16 protein-coding genes are annotated in these 18,043 nt (G+C 35.0%); 8 read left to right on the top strand and 8 right to left on the bottom strand.

The genetic code is table 11. The annotated features are described in order from the left end of the window. Nucleotides 1-49: 49 nt before the first annotated feature. The gene (locus tag BLS90_RS08690) at nt 50-1,828 is read left to right on the top strand and encodes a cytochrome-c peroxidase (protein WP_091257265.1); all 1,779 of its coding nucleotides are present in this window, start codon (nt 50-52) and stop codon (nt 1,826-1,828) included. 54 nt (nt 1,829-1,882) lie between these two features. Here BLS90_RS08690 and BLS90_RS08685 read toward each other — a convergent pair whose 3' ends face one another. Beyond that, on the bottom strand, nt 1,883-2,467 hold the full coding sequence (locus BLS90_RS08685; protein ID WP_091257264.1) for a hypothetical protein: 585 nt from the start codon (nt 2,465-2,467) through the stop codon (nt 1,883-1,885). A 225-nt stretch (nt 2,468-2,692) separates the two neighbouring features. Here BLS90_RS08685 and BLS90_RS08680 point away from each other — a divergent pair, with 225 nt between their 5' ends. The 4 genes from BLS90_RS08680 to BLS90_RS08665 all read left to right on the top strand — a co-directional run bounded on the left by BLS90_RS08680 (nt 2,693) and on the right by BLS90_RS08665 (nt 5,641). Then, nucleotides 2,693-4,075, top strand: coding sequence for an MATE family efflux transporter (locus BLS90_RS08680; RefSeq protein ID WP_091257285.1), 1,383 nt, complete (start codon nt 2,693-2,695; stop codon nt 4,073-4,075). A gap of 71 nt (nt 4,076-4,146) precedes the next feature. Further along, on the top strand, nt 4,147-5,055 hold the full coding sequence (locus BLS90_RS08675; RefSeq protein WP_091257263.1) for a prohibitin family protein: 909 nt from the start codon (nt 4,147-4,149) through the stop codon (nt 5,053-5,055). Nucleotides 5,056-5,106: 51 nt separating this feature from the next. After that, nucleotides 5,107-5,337, top strand: a complete 231-nt coding sequence (locus BLS90_RS08670) for a hypothetical protein (protein WP_091257262.1) — start codon at nt 5,107-5,109, stop codon at nt 5,335-5,337. Nucleotides 5,338-5,425: 88 nt separating this feature from the next. Continuing rightward, nucleotides 5,426-5,641 carry a hypothetical protein gene (locus BLS90_RS08665; protein WP_139171401.1) on the top strand — a complete coding sequence of 72 codons (216 nt, stop codon included), beginning with the start codon at nt 5,426-5,428 and terminating at the stop codon, nt 5,639-5,641. Nucleotides 5,642-5,645: 4 nt separating this feature from the next. On the opposite strand, the gene meaB is transcribed toward BLS90_RS08665, so the two are convergent. Further along, entirely contained in the window at nt 5,646-6,737 is a 1,092-nt protein-coding gene (gene meaB / locus BLS90_RS08660; protein WP_245705071.1) for a methylmalonyl Co-A mutase-associated GTPase MeaB, read from the bottom strand. 597 nt (nt 6,738-7,334) lie between these two features. Here meaB and BLS90_RS08655 point away from each other — a divergent pair. The 3 genes from BLS90_RS08655 to BLS90_RS08645 all read left to right on the top strand — a co-directional run bounded on the left by BLS90_RS08655 (nt 7,335) and on the right by BLS90_RS08645 (nt 10,385). Then, nucleotides 7,335-8,243 carry an AEC family transporter gene (locus BLS90_RS08655; RefSeq protein ID WP_091257283.1) on the top strand — a complete coding sequence of 303 codons (909 nt, stop codon included), beginning with the start codon at nt 7,335-7,337 and terminating at the stop codon, nt 8,241-8,243. Between the two features lie 42 nt (nt 8,244-8,285). Further along, a complete protein-coding gene (locus tag BLS90_RS08650; RefSeq protein WP_091257260.1) occupies nt 8,286-9,497 on the top strand; it encodes an MFS transporter in 1,212 nt (403 codons plus the stop codon). A gap of 249 nt (nt 9,498-9,746) precedes the next feature. Beyond that, on the top strand, nt 9,747-10,385 hold the full coding sequence (locus tag BLS90_RS08645; protein ID WP_091257259.1) for a peroxiredoxin: 639 nt from the start codon (nt 9,747-9,749) through the stop codon (nt 10,383-10,385). Nucleotides 10,386-10,654: 269 nt separating this feature from the next. On the opposite strand, the gene BLS90_RS08640 is transcribed toward BLS90_RS08645, so the two are convergent. The 6 genes from BLS90_RS08640 to BLS90_RS08615 all read right to left on the bottom strand — a co-directional run bounded on the left by BLS90_RS08640 (nt 10,655) and on the right by BLS90_RS08615 (nt 18,028). Further along, on the bottom strand, nt 10,655-11,536 hold the full coding sequence (locus BLS90_RS08640) for a DMT family transporter (protein ID WP_091257258.1): 882 nt from the start codon (nt 11,534-11,536) through the stop codon (nt 10,655-10,657). Then, entirely contained in the window at nt 11,536-12,117 is a 582-nt protein-coding gene (gene nudK / locus BLS90_RS08635; protein ID WP_091257257.1) for a GDP-mannose pyrophosphatase NudK, read from the bottom strand. Before nudK ends, BLS90_RS08640 begins: the two co-directional genes overlap by 1 nt. 139 nt (nt 12,118-12,256) lie before the next feature. Continuing rightward, complete coding sequence (locus tag BLS90_RS08630; RefSeq protein WP_073353886.1) at nt 12,257-13,528, bottom strand: adenylosuccinate synthase; 1,272 nt, start codon at nt 13,526-13,528, stop codon at nt 12,257-12,259. A 43-nt stretch (nt 13,529-13,571) separates the two neighbouring features. After that, entirely contained in the window at nt 13,572-14,039 is a 468-nt protein-coding gene (locus BLS90_RS08625; RefSeq protein WP_066082602.1) for a Fur family transcriptional regulator, read from the bottom strand. Nucleotides 14,040-14,158: 119 nt separating this feature from the next. After that, nucleotides 14,159-16,381, bottom strand: coding sequence for a RelA/SpoT family protein (locus BLS90_RS08620; protein WP_091257282.1), 2,223 nt, complete (start codon nt 16,379-16,381; stop codon nt 14,159-14,161). Between the two features lie 99 nt (nt 16,382-16,480). Then, the gene (locus BLS90_RS08615) at nt 16,481-18,028 is read right to left on the bottom strand and encodes a serine hydrolase (RefSeq protein WP_091257256.1); all 1,548 of its coding nucleotides are present in this window, start codon (nt 18,026-18,028) and stop codon (nt 16,481-16,483) included. Between the last annotated feature and the right edge of the window lie 15 nt (nt 18,029-18,043).

Raw genomic sequence — 18,043 nt, 5'->3', positions numbered from 1 at the left:
GAGCCGTGGTTTTTGCTATTTATATTTTTTTAAATTACACCCCTTTATCATGAAAAAAAGTTGTATTTTATTGGTTCTTATTGTATTGGTCTCTTGCCAAAAAACAATTCCGAAGCATGAATCGGTAAATAATATATACAAAGCCGATATTCTAAAAGTCGTACAAGAGGTTTCTAAACTGGAACGTTTAATTAAGTCGAATACTGCAACAACAGCACTCCAACAACAATTTTTGCAGGCACACTCCAGTTACAAACAAGTGGAAACAATTAGTGAATATTATTTTCCTGCAGTTGCCAAAGCTATAAATGGGCCAGCCTTAGCAGAATTTGAAGAAAATGATAAAAAGACGTTGCCTGCTGAAGGATTTCAAGTGATTGAAGAATTTATTTTCCCCGAGTATAATGCAAAGTTAAAAGCCGAATTGCTAACGGAAATGGGTATTCTATCAGCAAACTTAAAGCGCTTGGTCAAAGTATCACAAACAAATGAATTCACAGATGCGCATGTTTTTGATGCGATGCGTTTGGAAGTTTTTAGAATCATAACGCTGGGAATAACCGGATTTGATTCCCCAATTGCGCAGCAATCAATTCCGGAAGCACAAGCAGCGCTAGAAAGTATTGAAAAATATTATAAAATTTATGCAGCTAGTTCACAGGAAGCATCTTTGCAGCAAGTTTTAACTACACTGGAAGAAGGAAAGCGATATTTAAAAGACAATTCCTCTTTTAATTCGTTTGATCGTGCTTTTTTTATTCGCAAAATTGCTAATCCGTTAAGCATTGGTTTGCATGAAACGCAAGTAAGCTTAAAAATCCCGTTCTTGAAAGAGACAAGAGGACTAAGAACTACCGCAAAAACACTTTTTGATGCAAATGCCTTTGACGTCGAAGCTTTCTCTGCATTTCCAGATTATGAAACAACGCCAGATAAAATAGCCTTAGGGAAATTATTGTTTAATGATCCTGTTTTGTCAGGTGATAATTCTCGTGCTTGTGCTTCGTGTCATCATTCAGAAAAAGCATTTACGGATGGTTTGGAAAAAGCCATTTCATTAGATGGTAATTCTTTAGTAAAAAGAAATACACCCACACTGACTCATATTGCATTTCAACGCGTATTTTTCTATGATTCTAGAGTCAATTATCTGGAAGACCAAGCGGTAGCGGTTATTAAAAATGAAAATGAAATGCACGGCTCTTTGATAAAATCAGTTTTAGCTTTAAAAAATAAAGTGAGTTATGTTACGAGGTTCCAAAAGGCATTTCCCAATAAAGAAATAGATGAATTTGGGATCAAGAACGCATTGGCATCTTACATCAGATCGCTGAGTAAATATGATGCCAAGTTTGATGCCTATATGCGTGGCGATGCCAAGTTAGATTGGAATGAAGTTGCAGGTTTTAATTTGTTTACTGGAAAAGCAAAATGCGCTACATGCCATTTTATTCCCTTAACAAACGGAACGGTACCGCCGAGTTTTATGAAATCAGAAAGTGAAGTTTTGGGAGTTCCAAACCAACACAAAAAATTAGATGCTGATTTAGGAAAATTTGATTTAACTAAAGCGGAGATTCATCGCAATTCATTCAAAACACCAACGTTAAGAAACGTGGAATTGACGGCGCCATACATGCACAACGGTGTTTTCAAAACACTAGAAGAAGTAATTGATTTTTATAATGATGGTGGTGGGAACGGGTTGGGTTTTAATTTGCCAAATCAAACATTGCCCGAGGACAAACTCAATTTGACAGATTTAGAAAAAAAACAGCTTATAGCCTTTGTGCGAACCTTGACAGATAAAAAGTATTCGTTGAAATAAACAAAAAATGCCCTGAAATTTCAGGGCATTTATTATATCTAATTCAAAGTAGGATTACAGTTTGAAACCGTAAGCTAAACGAACACCTACTTGTCCAACTCCTTTACCAAGAGAACCATTATTGTTTAGACGATCAAAATGACTGTAATGTGTATAGTTCAAAGAAATATCTATGTACTTGGTTGCGTAACCTATACTTGGGGATAACAATAAAGAAGTTTTCTCTCTAGTATTATCTACATTACTAACTGCAAATGCAGCACCAGCTTCTCCCATTAAGTAAAATTGATCATTCCATACAAAAGCTTTAAAACCTGCTTTTGCAGGGATAATCCCTAAATCTTTTCCTTCTGTTTGTCCAGGAAAAGTATCCGCTTTACTGACAAATAAGTTAGTGTAACCTGTAGTCAAAGTCAAAGAGTATCTTTTTGATAAATCATATTGTCCTCTTACATCAGCTCCAAGCGCTAATTTGTATGGGTCATGTACTGAATATCCAGCATTTGCACCTAATCCTAAACGAAATCCTTGATTGTAATTTGTTGCTTCATTTGTTGTTTCTTGAGCTTGTACATTGCTAGCAAACATCATTGAGATTGTAAGTGCTAGTGCGAATTTAATTTTTCCTGCGATTTTCATAATTGTATTTTTTTAATATTTTCGTTGTTTTTAGGGGTTTTGTTTGACTAAAAACAACATTGCAAAAGTAAGACTGTACGTTTTTTAAAAGTTATAGAATTAAGTTGTTTTGTTATACAATTCCTCGTTTTTGCAGGTAGCAGCATAAAATAAGTACGTTATATATTCAATTGTATAGATGCAATTGAAAGCTTCTAATTATATTTGCCAACAAAAAAGCGAAAAGTGAATTTTTCTATATACTTCAAAGAGTTTTCTTATAATATCAAATTAGCCTATCCTGTTATTTTAGGAATGTTAGGTCATACTTTAATAGGAATCGTTGATAATTTTATGGTAGGTAAATTGGGTTCTACCGAGTTGGCGGCTGTTTCGTTAGGTAACAGTTTCATCTTTATAGCTTTGTCTATAGGAATTGGGTTTTCTACAGCAATCACACCATTAATTGCAGAAGCAGATGCGGAGCGAGATGATCAAAAAATCCGAACTACTTTTCATCATGGACTGCTTTTGTGCACTGTATTGGGCGTTGCGTTATTTATTTTGACGGTGCTTTCCAAACAAATTATGTATTTGATGCAGCAACCCAAAGAAGTGGCTGACTTGGCGGCGCCTTATATAGATTGGGTGGCCTTTTCTTTAATTCCTGTAATCATTTATCAAGGTTATAAGCAATTTGCGGATGGTTTAGCGAAAACTAAATATTCTATGTACGCTATATTACTAGCGAATGTCGTGCATATCTTTTTTAATTATGTATTGATTTACGGAATTTGGATTTTTCCAAAACTAGGTATTTTAGGTGCGGCTTTGGGTACTGTAATTTCTCGAATAATGATGGTTGTTTTTATGCATTATCTCATGAAAAAAAATTCTGTCATGAAAAAAAATTTTAAGAACTTTAGTTTTAAAGAAATTCGCAAATCAATTTTGAAGAAAATTATCGATCTTGGTTTGCCTTCAGCCATGCAAATGTTATTTGAAGTAGCCTTGTTTACTGCTGCAATTTGGCTATCTGGTTCTTTAGGTAAAAATAGCCAGGCAGCCAATCAGATTGCGCTTATTTTAGCCTCGTCGACCTTTATGGTTGCAATGGGATTAAGTGTTACGGCAATGATTCGGGTCAGTCATACTAAAGGAATGAATGATTATAAAAAATTGATTGTTGTTGCTCGATCTATTTTCTTGTTAGCCATTATTCTGGAAACTTTATTTGCGATAATCTTTGTGGTTTTTCATCAATTTTTACCCCATCTGTTTTTAAATATGGACGATCCAAGTCAACTGCTAGATAATTCAGAAATTATTATGATTACAGCTAAGTTACTTTTGGTAGCTGCCATTTTTCAAATATCGGATGGAATTCAAGTTGTGGTTTTAGGAGCGTTACGTGGTTTGCAAGATGTAAAAATCCCTATGTACATTACCTTTGTGGCGTATTGGATTATTGGTTTTCCTATTTCCTATTATTTAGGAAAATACACAGAACTAAAAGCGGTTGGAATTTGGATTGGACTTTTAGCAGGATTAACAGCTGCCGCTTTATTTTTGTATATTCGCTTTGCGAGATTAACAAGAAAGTTGGTAATACAAAATCGTAAAGAATAAAATTTTTTGTATGCTGTAACTTCTCACGCGGACTATCGTCTAACAAGAATATTATACAAACCAATAAAAAAATGATACTATTAATTATTCTTGGAATACTATTTTTAATTTTAAGTTTCACCTTAAAAAACAGTCTAAATTCTTTCTCTAAGTTCTCAGGTAGTCTTAAAATCATTGGAGTACTTCTGATTATTTTGGGAATTTTTTCATCTATGTTCAAACAAATTGACGCTGGGAAAGTAGGAGTAAAGTCTCTTTACGGTAGCGTTCAAACCGATATTTTGCAAAGTGGACTGAGTTTGATAAATCCGCTTATGGATGTGACAGAATTCGATATTCAAACCCAAAATTATACCATGTCTGCGGTTCATAGTGAAGGCGCTCAATCGGGTGATGATGCCATTCGTGTGCTGTCAAATGATGGACTTGAAGTCATTATTGATTTGACAGTTTTGTTTAGAGTATCGCCAGAAGCCACTCCAAAAATTCTAAAAGAAATTGGCGTGAACTATAGTGATAAAATTGTTCGTCCTGTTACTCGAACTCGTATTCGCGACAATGCTGTTTATTATGATGCAGTAGCTTTATATTCTACTAAAAGGAATGAATTTCAGCAGCGTATATTTAAAACAATTGAAGCCGATTTTAAATCAAGGGGTTTGGTTTTAGAGCAATTATTGATTCGCAATATAAATCTTCCAGCCTCGGTAAAAGCTTCTATCGAAAGTAAAATTAATGCCGAGCAAGATGCCCAAAAAATGACATTTGTGCTTCAAAAAGAAAAGCAAGAAGCAGAGCGCAAGCGAGTTGAAGCGCAAGGTATTGCTGATTATCAGCGTATTATTTCAACAGGATTGTCAGATAAGCAACTGCAATATGAGCAAATAAAAGCGCAGAAAGAACTAGCAGCATCAACTAATACCAAGATTATTTTTATGAATGGTAGCCGTAACACACCAATAATTCTTTCGGATAAATAGTTTTTTTAAAAATAAATTAATTCAATATCAAATCAACAAAACAATAATAAAATGGAATTACCTAAATTTTTACTAGGCGACAATACTGATTTTCCAGAGGATATTTTTATCATCCATCTTGATTACCCAAGATTCATCATTAATCTTAAAGATGATGAGGTGGAGTTTATCGAAGAAGCTGAAGACCTTGACGAAGGGGAGTTAAATGCTGAAATGGAAGGATTAATTGTTCTTGCCAATGAGTTTTACGATCGTGAAATGGAACGCTACGAGAAAGAGTAAACTTTATGGAAAGGGACAATTTTAATAGATTTTAGTTCCTGTTTTTTATGCAACTAATTAAATTTAGGTAGAAATGAAAAATATATTTATGTATGTCATGTTTGTTTTTGTGACGATGCTAATTATCACTGGGATTTTTAACTTTTTACCATTTGAAATTAAATCGAATACGAACTTTGGAAATGCCTATAATTTAGGACATAGTGTAGGTTATATTATTGGTAAGTTTATCAAAATTATTTTAGGACTTCTAATGTTAAAATATGGATATGAAACCTATTTAGAACTAAAGATCAAAGGATAAAATACTATTTTTTTTTAAAATATTTTTCCAGCAAAAACTGAGCGGCTGCAAAGGGTGAAATTTCATCATTTTGCACCGCTTTTTTGGTTGAATCCAATGATTTTTGAATTTCCGGATTGTTATAAAAATTGGTTTTCAATTGCTCATTGATGGTTTCTAACATCCAATATTGGTTTTGTTCTTTTCGCTTTTCAAAGAAGTAATTATTTCCCTTTGTCAATTCAAGAAATTTTTCAATGGTTTCCCAAACCGCAGGTATTCCTTCGTGTGTAATAGAACTACAAGTTGAGGTTGTAGGTGTCCAGCCGGATTTTTTAGCGGGAAAAAGATGCAAGGCTCTGTTGAATTCCATTTTAGCAAACTGTGCTTTTTTAATGTTATCGCCATCCGCTTTGTTGATTACAATTGCATCCGCCATTTCCATAATACCGCGTTTAATACCTTGTAATTCGTCTCCAGCACCAGATATTTTCAAAAGCAAAAAGAAATCTACCATGCTGTGAACGGCAGTTTCACTTTGACCCACTCCCACAGTTTCAATGATAATAGTATCAAAGCCACACGCCTCACAAAGGGTAATACTTTCGCGGGTTTTTCGTGCCACGCCGCCTAAAGTATCTCCTGAAGCGGATGGTCGGATATAGGCATTTTTGTCTTTTACCAATTCTTCCATTCGTGTTTTATCGCCCAGAATACTCCCGTGGCTTATCGTGCTGCTGGGATCAACGGCAAGAACTGCAACTTTTTTCCCTAACCCCGTCAAGAATTTTCCAAAAGCTTCGATAAACGTGCTTTTTCCTACGCCAGGAACACCAGTAATTCCTATTCGCACCGATTGGCTGGCATGCGGTAAACACGCATTAATTACTTCAGTGGCTTTTGCCAAATGAGTGCCATTCGTACTTTCTACCAATGTAATCGCGCGACTTAAAGCTGTTATGTTTCCTGCTAAAATGCCTTCAACTAATTCTGCCGCTGAGGGTTGTATTTTTCTAAAGTGCTGGATGTTCTCAACGGCGGTTGCGCTAATCATTTCGGGCCTAGGAATTCCTGCTTTCTCGTGTAAGGCGCTTGGATGGGATTTTTTGTTTGACAAAACATGTGATTTGAAAAGTAAAAGTAGTGAAAACAAAAATAATTTCAAAAAGGGTTTCTCGAAGAAACCGTTATTTTGAAGTGAAAAATTTAAATAATTATAGCGTTTACGCTGTTTAGTCCTGTTTCTGATATTTTTTGACAATAAATTGTGCGCAAGTGGTATTTATTAATTCAACTATTTCATTTTTAAAGCTGGATTTTTGATTATTTACTTGTTGTAAAACCTGTTAAGTAGGTTTTTTACTTTGTCAGTAAAAAAAATGCACTTAGTATTATAGTAGATAAAATCCGTTGGGTGTACTTAGTTTTTGGTAATTTTTCGTCAGTGCGAGTATTTTTTCGGTAGGAAAATGTAACGAGAGCAAGAAAAATTTCATTAAAAACGGTTTTCAATGCACGTCACTTCGAGTAGCGGAGCTTATCGAAAATTTTTGTTCCGTTTTACTTCACAAAAAACACTCGAACAACGTTTTCAATAATTGCACCCAACAGGTTAGATAAAATGTATTTCTATCTTTTGGTTAAAATTATAATTTATAAATTTCTTTATTCCGGAACTGAATTTAAATGGTATTTTTACAATCAATTCTTCGCCATGAGCAACTTTATTTTAATCTTCGTTTTTTTGTTTTTAGGTATTATTTTCCAAAATATTAAAGGATTTCCCGTTCCTATTTACAAGTTGTTAAACAAGATTGTTATTTACGTTTGTCTTCCCGCTTTAGCCTTATATTATATTCCCAAAATTGAGTGGAGTAACGAATTGCTATTTCCTATTGGAGTTGCTTGGATTACTTTTGCTGGTGCCTACTTCTTGTTTAGTTTTTTGGGAAAAAAATTCGGCTGGTCCAGAAAACTCATCGGCTGTTTAATTATTACCGCTGGTTTAGGGAATACTTCCTTTTTAGGCTTTCCCATAATCGAGGCTTTATATGGCGAAGAGGGTTTAAAAACTGCTATTTTAGTTGATCAACCGGGTTCGTTTGTTGTGCTTTCCACTTTGGGAATTCTAGTAGCCACGTTGTATTCTACAGGAACGCCAAACGGTTTTCATATTGCAAAAAAAATCATGTTCTTTCCGCCATTTATAACCTTTCTAGCCGCCTGTTTAATGAATTATCTGAATTTTGATTTTCACGAATACGTTCAATATGTATTACAGAAAACAGGAAGCGTTATGACACCTCTAGCGATGCTTTCTGTAGGTTTACAATTACGGTTTGATAGAAAAAGCCAACATTGGAAGTTTTTAGGATTAGGACTTTTGTATAAATTAATGTTGACTCCTGCACTGCTTTATTTACTGTATGTCGTAATTTTGCAACAACATTCAAAGATGATTGAGGTTGCCATTATGGAGTCAGCTATGGCTCCCATGATTACAGCAAGTATCTTAGCTACTTCCCACGGTTTAAAACCCCGGTTAAGCAGTATGATGATTGGTTTTGGAATTCCACTGTCATTTATCACCTTGGTGTTTTGGTATTTTGTGCTTCAAATTTAAAATCGATTTAAGCCATTAATAATTAATAGTTTTAGTAAAAAAATGAATGTATCTTCTAATAAGGTTGCTTCAATTGAAACAACGCCTGTTGCTCAACAAACCGTTTATTCCATATTATTTTCGATAGCATTTGCCCATTTACTGAATGATTTATTGCAAGCCGTTATCCCTGCGGCTTACCCTATTTTAAAGGAAAACTTTCAGTTGACGTTTACCCAAATTGGTTTAATTACGTTAGCCTATCAATTGGCGGCCTCTATTTTGCAGCCTGTGGTTGGTTTATACACGGATAAAAGACCAAAGCCTTTTTCCCAAATTTTCGGAATGCTATTCACTTTATCTGGAATTGTCTGTTTGTCCTATGCTTCCAGTTTTGAAATGATTATTGTTTCAGTAGTTTTGGTTGGAATTGGTTCTTCCATTTTTCATCCTGAAGCATCGCGAATCTCCTTTTTGGCATCAGGCGGCAAACGCGGCTTGGCACAATCCATTTTTCAGTTGGGAGGTAATGCAGGAACTGCCATCGGACCGTTGCTAGTCGCCTTAATTGTAGTTCCTAACTCCCAATATTATATTATTTGGTTCGTGGTTGTTGCGCTGATTGGCTTACTTGTTTTGAGTAGAATTGCACTTTGGTACCAAAACCATCTGAGCTTAAGAAGTACTAAAAAAGCAGTAGTCGAATTGCCTAATTTATCCCCAAAAACCATAAGGATTTCGGTTGCAATTTTGATGGTATTGATCTTTTCGAAATTCTTCTATATGGCAAGTATGTCTAGTTACTTTACTTTTTACTTGATGGAAAAATTTAATTTATCTGTTCAGGAAGCTCAATTTCATTTGGTTTTGTTTTTGGCTTCTTGTGCTATTGGAACCTTAATTGGAGGGCCGTTAGGGGATAAATTTGGAAGGAAATACGTAATATGGTTTTCAGTGTTGGGAGCTGCTCCTTTTACTCTGCTGTTGCCGTATGTCGATTTATTTTGGACAGGGGTTTTGTCCGTCATAATAGGTACGATTATTTCATCTGCATTTCCGGCTATCTTGGTGTTTGCGCAAGAACTATTGCCTAAAAAATTAGGTATGGTCTCTGGCCTTTTCTATGGTTTCGCCTTTGGAATGGGAGGTTTGGGTTCTGCATTATTGGGAAATCTTGCGGATCATACCAGTATAAATTATGTTTACCATCTGTGCGCGTATTTGCCTTTGATAGGTGGTATCGCCTTCTTTTTGCCTAATCTAAAGAAAAAATAGAACTGTATTTTCAGGAGTTCTTTCCAACTATACAGTATATTTTGTTAAGCATTCTTTCTTAATCTGAATGGCAAACAAAAAATTGATCCGTTGATCAACAGTAAGTGATTTGGCATTTTTATGGTCAAATTTTGAGATGGTCATTTTCTGATTTAGGTGATAATTTAGTACAATCTTAAGATTAATTTTCTCCTTTATTGCTTTTATTTCAATAACTTACAATGTTACTAATCAATAAAAAAAACGAGTATGGCAAGAGTACGATTAGGCGATATTGCTCCCGATTTTGAAGCAGAAACGTCACAAGGAAAAATAAAATTTCATGAATGGCTTGGAGACTCGTGGGGTGTTTTGTTCTCACATCCAGCTGATTTTACTCCAGTTTGTACCACTGAATTGGGAACCGTAGCCAATTATTATCCTGAATTTGAAAAGAGGGATGTAAAAGTTATTGCCTTGAGCGTGGACGGAGTAGATTCGCACATGGAATGGATCAAAGATATCAATGAAACTCAAAATACGACAGTAAATTTCCCTATTATTGCGGATGAAGACAAACGAATTGCAGCATTATATGATATGATTCATCCTAATGCAAGTGAGAGTTTTACTGTGCGTTCCGTTTTTATAATTGGGCCTGACAAAAAAGTAAAATTGACCTTAACCTATCCGGCATCTACAGGTAGAAATTTTGATGAAATTCTGCGTGTAATCGATAGTCTACAGTTAACAGCTAAATATAGCGTGGCGACACCAGCTAACTGGAAAGATGGGGACAATGTAGTGATTTCAACTGCTATTAAAGATGAAGATATTGCAGCTAAGTTTCCTAAAGGCTATGAAAGAGTTAAACCGTATTTAAGGATGACGCCACAGCCTAATAAATAATAATTTACCGCGCTATTAAAGATTGAAAAGCAGCATAAAAACGATTTTATGTTGCTTTTTTTATGCCCAAAGAGCTCAGTAAAAAGAAGCGAGATAATGGCGTTCTATTCAAAGGTTAGAGTAAACGAATAGCTTTACTACGCAGTAGTTAAATTTGATTGTATTAGAATTGTTACTACGCATTGGAATTTATCGAAGATGTTGTCCTTGACTTTTTATCTCAATGCTTTAATTACAAATAGAGTTCACTATAAAAAATAGGTCGCATTTTATTTTTTAGCTGTAATGAACAGGCCAGAAATAATGATTCCCATACTTGTAATTTGAGTAAGTCCAATAGCTTGATTTAGAAAAAAATAAGCGAGTATACCGCTAAATATTGGAATCAAATAATAAATTAAAGCAGTTTTCGAAGTACCTATTAATCGGATTGCCTCGTTCCATAAATAAAAAGAAACTAGCGACGCAAAAATACCAACGTATAGCGTAATTAAGATTGTTGTAGAATCAAAAATCACTTTTTGATAATTGATATTTTCCCAAATATAAAAGGGAAGCAGTAGTGCCGTACCAATACTGAAAACACTAAACAAAAATACTTTCGGAGCTAGTGGTTGTGGTTTTTTTCGAACTAAAATAGTGTAACACGCAAAAAAGAAACAAGCGAGAAGCATTAACAAGTCTCCAGTTGTAAAGTTGATGCTAAGCAATGCTTGTAAGGAACCTTTAGAAATAAGCACCAGAACTCCTGTAATTATGGTAGCAATTCCTGCTATTTTTATATTGGATACTTTCTCTTTGTAAATGATTCTGGAAAGGATAATGATAAACAGCGGAATCGAAATCGCAATTAATGATAAATTGACAGCACTTGTAGTTTTTCCAGCAAAGTATATCAGTGTATTAAAAATAGTAATACCCAAAACGGCGGTAAGTGTAAGATACCAAAAGTGCTTTTTTAGTATTGGTAAACTTTCAAAAGTCCTTTTAGCAGCAAAAGGAGCTAAAACAATACAAGCAACGGTCCAGCGCCAAAAAGCCAATCCCACTGGTGGAATATGTCCTTTTACACCACTAGCAATGACCATGTTGACTGACCATAGAAAGGTAGCGAATAAGGCAAATAAAATCCCCTTAGTCTGACTATTCATTAAACAAGATTGTTTATTTTGGCATGTTGTAATAACATAATTGTTTTGGCATCTTGAATTTGGCCTGATGCTATCATAGCGTATGCTTCTTCATAGGGCATTTCGAGTACATCAATATTCTCCTGTTCGTGTGCTACTCCGCCACCCTCACTAACTTTCATAGATTGATCGTAAGCCCCAACAAACAAGTATAAAATTTCAGTTACAGCACCAGGAGACATATAGGTTTGCATGATTTTAGTGACTTTTGTGAGTCGGTATCCTGTCTCTTCCTCTGTTTCTCGAATGATGCATTGTTCTGGATTGTCTTGGTCTAAAAGACCGGCGCAAACTTCAATCATCATTCCAGAGTCATTTCCATTAAGATACGTTGGCAAGCGAAACTGACGTGTTAGAATAACTGTTTTTTGTTGTGTGTTATAAAGTAAAATGGCGGCGCCGTTTCCTCTATCGTAGACTTCTCTTTTTTGGGTAATCCAAGAATCGTCTTTTTTTTGATAGTCGAAAGTAACTTTGTTTAATAGATACCAGTTATCAGATAGAATTTCTGTTTTTTGAATTTTGATAGTTGGATTTTTCATGGGTGTATCGAAAGTATTTTTTTTTGTTTAGATGAAATATTATTATTTAAAAAATAATCCGGTCTCGGCTCCCTCGACTTTAGGGAAGGTTGGAGAGAGGAAAAAAAAACGCTCTGAATTTTCAGAGCGTTTGGTAATTTTATTTCAGAATAGTTTGCTTTCTATCTGGTCCAACAGAAACTATTTTGATAGGAACTTCAACTTCTCTTTCGATAAATTCGATGTACTCTTTCAACTCTGTTGGTAGTTCTTCGTAAGTGGTCATTCCGGTTAAATCGGCATGCCAACCTTTGAATTCCTGATACACTGGAGTTACATTCTCAGGTTCGATATTATAAGGAAAATGAGAAATTTTCTCTCCTTTATAATTGTATTCCGTACATACTTTTAACGTTTCAAATCCTGAAAGTACATCGCCTTTCATCATCATTAATTGTGTAACACCATTAACTTGAATAGCATATTTAAGTGCTACTAAGTCTAACCACCCACAACGTCTTTGTCTGCCAGTCACAGATCCAAATTCATTTCCAACACTTGCCATAGTAGCACCGTCTTCGTCAAAAAGTTCCGTTGGGAAAGGACCACTACCTACGCGAGTTACATACGCTTTAAAAATCCCATAGACTTCTTTGATTTTATTTGGGGCAATTCCTAAACCAGTACAAGCACCAGCAGCAGTAGTGTTAGAGGATGTTACAAAAGGGTAGGTCCCAAAATCAACGTCCAATAATGAACCTTGAGCACCTTCACATAATATTGATTTACCTGCCTTTTGAGCTTGGTGTAAATACTCTTCACTATCAATAAAATCTAATTTTTTTAGATCTTCGATAGCTTCAAAAAATTCTTTTTCTAATTCGGGTAAATTGTACTGAATATCAACATTGTAAAACGCAATCATGGCTTCATGCTTATCCGCCAAAGCTCTGTAACGATCTGCAAAATCCTCTAGTTCAATGTCTCCAACGCGGATACCGTTTCTTCCGGTTTTGTCCATATACGTTGGACCAATTCCTTTTAGAGTAGACCCTATTTTTGCTTTTCCTTTTGATGCTTCAGATGCTGCATCCAGTAAACGATGGGTAGGTAATATTAAATGAGCTTTTCTAGAAATAATTAGCTTTGCCTTTAGGTCTAAGTTAAATTTGGCTAAGCCATCAATTTCACTTTTAAAAACTACAGGGTCAATTACAACACCATTACCAATGATGTTCATGTTATTTCCGTGAAAAATTCCAGAAGGAATGGTTCTAAGTACGTGTTTTATTCCGTCAAATTCTAAAGTATGTCCTGCGTTTGGTCCTCCTTGAAAACGAGCAATAATATCGTATTTAGAAGTAAGAACATCAACAATTTTTCCTTTTCCTTCATCTCCCCATTGTAATCCTAATAATAAATCTACGGTCATTCTGTACGTTATTTGTAGTTAATTTTTATGTTTTTAAACGATCTTATTCCAAGTTGTCTTTTTGTTTCTTTACTGCGTAGAGATATAACGAATGATTTGTAATTTCGATATCAAAAATTTCTTCGATTGTTTTTTTGATACTTTGAATTCTTGGATCACAAAACTCAATTACTTCACCTGTGTCAGTCATTATAATATGGTCGTGCTGCTTGTCAAAATACGATTTTTCGTAATGTGCTTGATTTTGTCCAAATTGGTGTTTGCGAACTAAAGCACAATCCAAGAGCAACTCGATTGTATTGTAAAGTGTTGCCCTACTCACACGATAGTTTTTGTTTTTCATTTTGATATATAAATTTTCTACATCAAAATGCTCTTCGCTATCGTAAATTTCCTGAAGGATAGCATAACGTTCAGGGGTTTTGCGATGTCCTTTTTTTTCAAGATACATTGTAAAAACATTTTTTACAATTTCTTGGTTTTTGGTGTTATCTGTGGAAATGAGTGTCATATAGTGGCAAAGATAATTTTTTTAGTTTAAAGTTTAAAGTTTCCGGTTTGTTAAGTTTCAAGTTTGTTCCAATACGAGTTCAAAATGCCTAAGAAAAAGTCAGCAAAATCAAGATTGCGCTACGTTTTGTACTCCCGAGTTACTTTATCTATTCCGTCAATCTTTTTGATATTATTAATCATTTTTTTCAAAATGGTATTGTTTTGAACAATTACTGTAACTTGGCCATGAAAAATTCCAGCATCAGTGCTCAGCGCTATACTTTGAATATTCACATTCATGTTGTTTGATATCACTTTTGTTAATTGATTTGTAAGTCCTAAAACGTCCATTCCTGTTATGTTTATAATGGCTTTGAACTCTTCCTGAGAAGAATCTATCCACTTGGCCGACATAATTCGGTAGGCGTAATTGGATTGCATTCCTATAGCATTAGGACAATCTTTTTTGTGCACTTTTATCCCTTCATTGATTGTTACAAACCCAAATACGTCATCGCCAGGAATTGGATTACAGCAAGGAGATAATTTATAATCTAGTTTGTCATGTTCTTTCCCAAAAACTAGCATGTCATAATTACTGCTAACTATTGGTTTGTGAATGTCTTCGTCAGCAGTGGTACTGGAAGAACGCTTCATTTTATTTTTGAAGAAATTAATGAATGTATTGCTTTTTTGCGCGGCGTAATCTTTAAGTTGCTGGTTCTCGATCGCGCCAATTCCCACTCTATAGAATAAATCTAAACTCGTTTTTAGTTTAAAAAAGTTGACTAACTCATTAATAACCTGCTCACTCATGGTTATTTTTAGATGCTTTAATTTTCGAGTAAGCAGTTCTTTGCCTTCTTCACCTATTTTCTTGGTATTTTCGTTTAAAACATTTTTTATTTTCGTTTTCGCTCGAGAGGTGGTGACATAATCAAGCCAGTTACTGGTGGGCTTTTGATGCTGTGACGTAATGACTTCTATTTGATCTCCACTTTTTAATTCAAAATTCAAAGGAACTAGTTTTCCATTGACCCGAGTTCCTCTAGTTCGTATTCCTATTTCAGAGTGAATGCTAAACGCAAAATCGAGCGATGTAGCTCCTTTAGGCAACGATTTTATTTCCCCTTTTGGAGTAAAGACGAAGATTTCTTTTGAATATAAATTCATTTTGAAATCTTCTACAAAGTCCACAGCATTCGTTTCAGAATTTTCTAGCGCTTCCTTTAGTAAATTAAGCCATACGTCTAAACCACTTTCTTCGGTAGCACCATTCTTGTATTTATAATGTGCTGCGTATCCCTTTTCAGCAATTTCATCCATTCTTTCGCTACGAACTTGTACTTCCACCCAACGTCCTTTTGGCCCCATAACGGTAATGTGCAAGGCCTCATAACCTGTTGATTTTGGTGATGAAATCCAGTCCCGCAAACGACTTGGACTTGGTCTGTAATGGTCGGTAACAATAGAATATATTTTCCAAGCAACGAATTTCTCATCATGTGGCGTTGATTTGTATACAATTCGAAGTGCAAATTTGTCATATACTTCATCAAAACTCACGTTTTGGGCTAACATTTTTCTACGAATAGAATAAATCGATTTTGGACGACCTTTTATGATGTATTCAACTCCTTCAGCATCTAAAGAGGCTTTTAGGACATTTGAAATATCGTCAATATAGGCATCTTGCTCTTCTTTAGTTTCTTTTATTTTACTGACAATTTCTTTGTAAATTGCAGGTTCCGTATATTCTAATCCTAAATCTTCCAGCTTGGTTTTTATATTATAAAGTCCCAAACGATGTGCTAGTGGTGCGTATATGTACAATGTTTCAGATGCAATTTTGGTTTGTTTGTCTTCTTGCATTGAATCCATAGTTTGCATGTTGTGCAAACGATCCGCAAGTTTGATAAGAATAACACGAACATCATCATTCAGAGTTAATATCATTTTACGGAAATTTTCTGCTTGCATGGAAACATTTAAATCTCTTTGTACCAATGATATTTTGGTCAATCCTTCTACGATTTGCGCTACTTTTGGATTAAACAAGCGTTCAATATCCTGAACAGTAGTAGGTGTATCCTCAACAACATCGTGCAACAAGGCTGCTGCAATAGAGGTTGCTCCCAAGCCTATTTCCGAAGCAACAATTTTTGCTACAGCAATAGGGTGGAAGATATAGGCTTCGCCAGATTTTCTCCGTTGTTCTTTATGGGCTTCTACGGAAACGTCAAATGCTTTTCGAATGAGTTTTTTATCTTCATCACTTAACGTTTGGTAGCTAATACGAAGTAATTCTTTGTATTCTTGAGCAATTGCTTTATTTTCTTTTTCAATATCAATTTCTGTCATAACGGCATGGTTCATTTTCTAAAAATAGAAATTAGTTGGGATATATGCAAGTAAAAAAGGGTTTCGTGGTACTAATAACAAATGTGACATTCAACTTGATTATTGCACTTTCCTAAAATCTAAATCCTGAAAATCATAGCTAAAGTCAGTTAATTCAGAAATGGGTTTCATTGTTAGTCGTACTGCTTTTCCAGTAGCATCACATTCAAAAAACAAATGAGCATCCGCATGGAAATAAGCAGTATCCCATTTTACTACATAATTCGCATCCTTATAGAAAAAAACTTCGCCAGTAAGCTGTGGAGAGCGTTTGGAGGCAAAAAATAATTTTCCTTTTCTTTCTGAAAGTACCACCTCGCCAAACCAATTGTCTTGGTAGGTTCCTATGAAGCTTTTAAAATCAATTTTGATTTTGTCTTTTTTATTTTTAGCTACAGCTGCCCAAACTTCGTCTGTGATTTTGTCTGATGAGGCTTCATTTTGTTTTAGACTTATACTGTAATTAGCCACGTGATCTTCGGATTGAATGCCTAAATAACTGTCTTTTATAGTATTGGTAATTGCTCTGAACGCAGCGCCAGACTGCTGATTGGTCAAAACAATAATTCCTAAATTCAGTTCTGGTAAAAGCGTTACTTGAGTAACAATACCCTCTAATCCACCGGTATGGGTTACTTGTTTGTAACCTTTTACATCACTTAGGAACCAGCCCAAGCCATAGCCGCTAAAATGCGTATTGTAAGGAGGTTTATTCACTGCAGGGATTATGGTTTGCAATTGCCACATCTCATCGTGCTCTTTTTTAGAGAATAATTGCTTGTTATCAGCGCCATATTTTCCATTGTTCATTTGCATAATGGTCCATTTACTCAAATCATTTACACTAGAGTAAATGCCAGCTGCTGCATCAAAGAGTTGGTTTTTATAGCGTTTAATTACTTTTAGTTCCCCGTTGATGGGAACATGCGGTGCAATAACATTGGTGGTATCTTTCAATCGTACAAATGAAGCGGCACTATTATTCATTTCCAATGGTCTCATCATGCGTTCTTCTACAAAATCGCACCAGTTCTTGCCGCTTGCTACTTGTATTACTTCTCCAGCAATAATGTATAGTAAGTTGTCATAATCATATTGGGTTCTAAAGGCGGAAACGGGTTTTAAATACTGTATATTTTGAATAATATCAGTCGCTGTAAAATCACTTCCGTCAGGCCAAATCATCAAGTCTCCCGCGCCAAGGCCTAATCCGCTGCGGTGCGTTAATAAATCCCGAATTGTAAATTCATTCGTTACGTATTCATTATACATCTTAAAATTAGGAAGGTATTTAATGACTTTGTCATCCCATTTTACTTTTCCTTCGTCTACTAACATGGCTAGGGCAGCACTTGTAAACGCTTTGCTATTAGATGCAATTCCAAAAAGGGTATTGGCATCCACTTTTTCATTAGTCAAGATTGATTTTACACCATATCCTTTCGCATGAATAATTTTTCCATCTTTCACAATTGCCACAGCAATTCCAGGAACATTGAATGTTTTTAAAGTACGATCAACTAATTCATCCACTTGAATCGGACTAATTTGTGCGAAAGAAAATGTGGTTGAAATTAATGCTAATGCAATTAATAATTTATTTTTCATATTTTTTTGTTTTTA

The organism is Flavobacterium omnivorum (assembly GCF_900099915.1).
GTDB classification, from domain to species: Bacteria; Bacteroidota; Bacteroidia; order Flavobacteriales; family Flavobacteriaceae; genus Flavobacterium; species Flavobacterium omnivorum.
The sequence above is the reverse complement of the archived record's forward strand: the minus strand, read 5'-3'. Positions and strand labels throughout refer to the sequence as shown.

Coding starts and splice junctions, on each gene's coding strand:
- BLS90_RS08690 (WP_091257265.1), top strand. CDS start 50: ATGAAAAAAAGTTGTATTTTATTGGTTCTTATTGTATTGGTCTCTTGC.
- BLS90_RS08645 (WP_091257259.1), top strand. CDS start 9,747: ATGGCAAGAGTACGATTAGGCGATATTGCTCCCGATTTTGAAGCAGAA.
- BLS90_RS08650 (WP_091257260.1), top strand. CDS start 8,286: ATGAATGTATCTTCTAATAAGGTTGCTTCAATTGAAACAACGCCTGTT.
- BLS90_RS08640 (WP_091257258.1), bottom strand. CDS start 11,536: ATGAATAGTCAGACTAAGGGGATTTTATTTGCCTTATTCGCTACCTTT.
- BLS90_RS08665 (WP_139171401.1), top strand. CDS start 5,426: ATGTATGTCATGTTTGTTTTTGTGACGATGCTAATTATCACTGGGATT.
- BLS90_RS08655 (WP_091257283.1), top strand. CDS start 7,335: ATGAGCAACTTTATTTTAATCTTCGTTTTTTTGTTTTTAGGTATTATT.
- BLS90_RS08685 (WP_091257264.1), bottom strand. CDS start 2,467: ATGAAAATCGCAGGAAAAATTAAATTCGCACTAGCACTTACAATCTCA.
- BLS90_RS08670 (WP_091257262.1), top strand. CDS start 5,107: ATGGAATTACCTAAATTTTTACTAGGCGACAATACTGATTTTCCAGAG.
- BLS90_RS08630 (WP_073353886.1), bottom strand. CDS start 13,528: ATGACCGTAGATTTATTATTAGGATTACAATGGGGAGATGAAGGAAAA.
- nudK (WP_091257257.1), bottom strand. CDS start 12,117: ATGAAAAATCCAACTATCAAAATTCAAAAAACAGAAATTCTATCTGAT.
- BLS90_RS08675 (WP_091257263.1), top strand. CDS start 4,147: ATGATACTATTAATTATTCTTGGAATACTATTTTTAATTTTAAGTTTC.
- BLS90_RS08625 (WP_066082602.1), bottom strand. CDS start 14,039: ATGACACTCATTTCCACAGATAACACCAAAAACCAAGAAATTGTAAAA.
- BLS90_RS08615 (WP_091257256.1), bottom strand. CDS start 18,028: ATGAAAAATAAATTATTAATTGCATTAGCATTAATTTCAACCACATTT.
- BLS90_RS08620 (WP_091257282.1), bottom strand. CDS start 16,381: ATGACAGAAATTGATATTGAAAAAGAAAATAAAGCAATTGCTCAAGAA.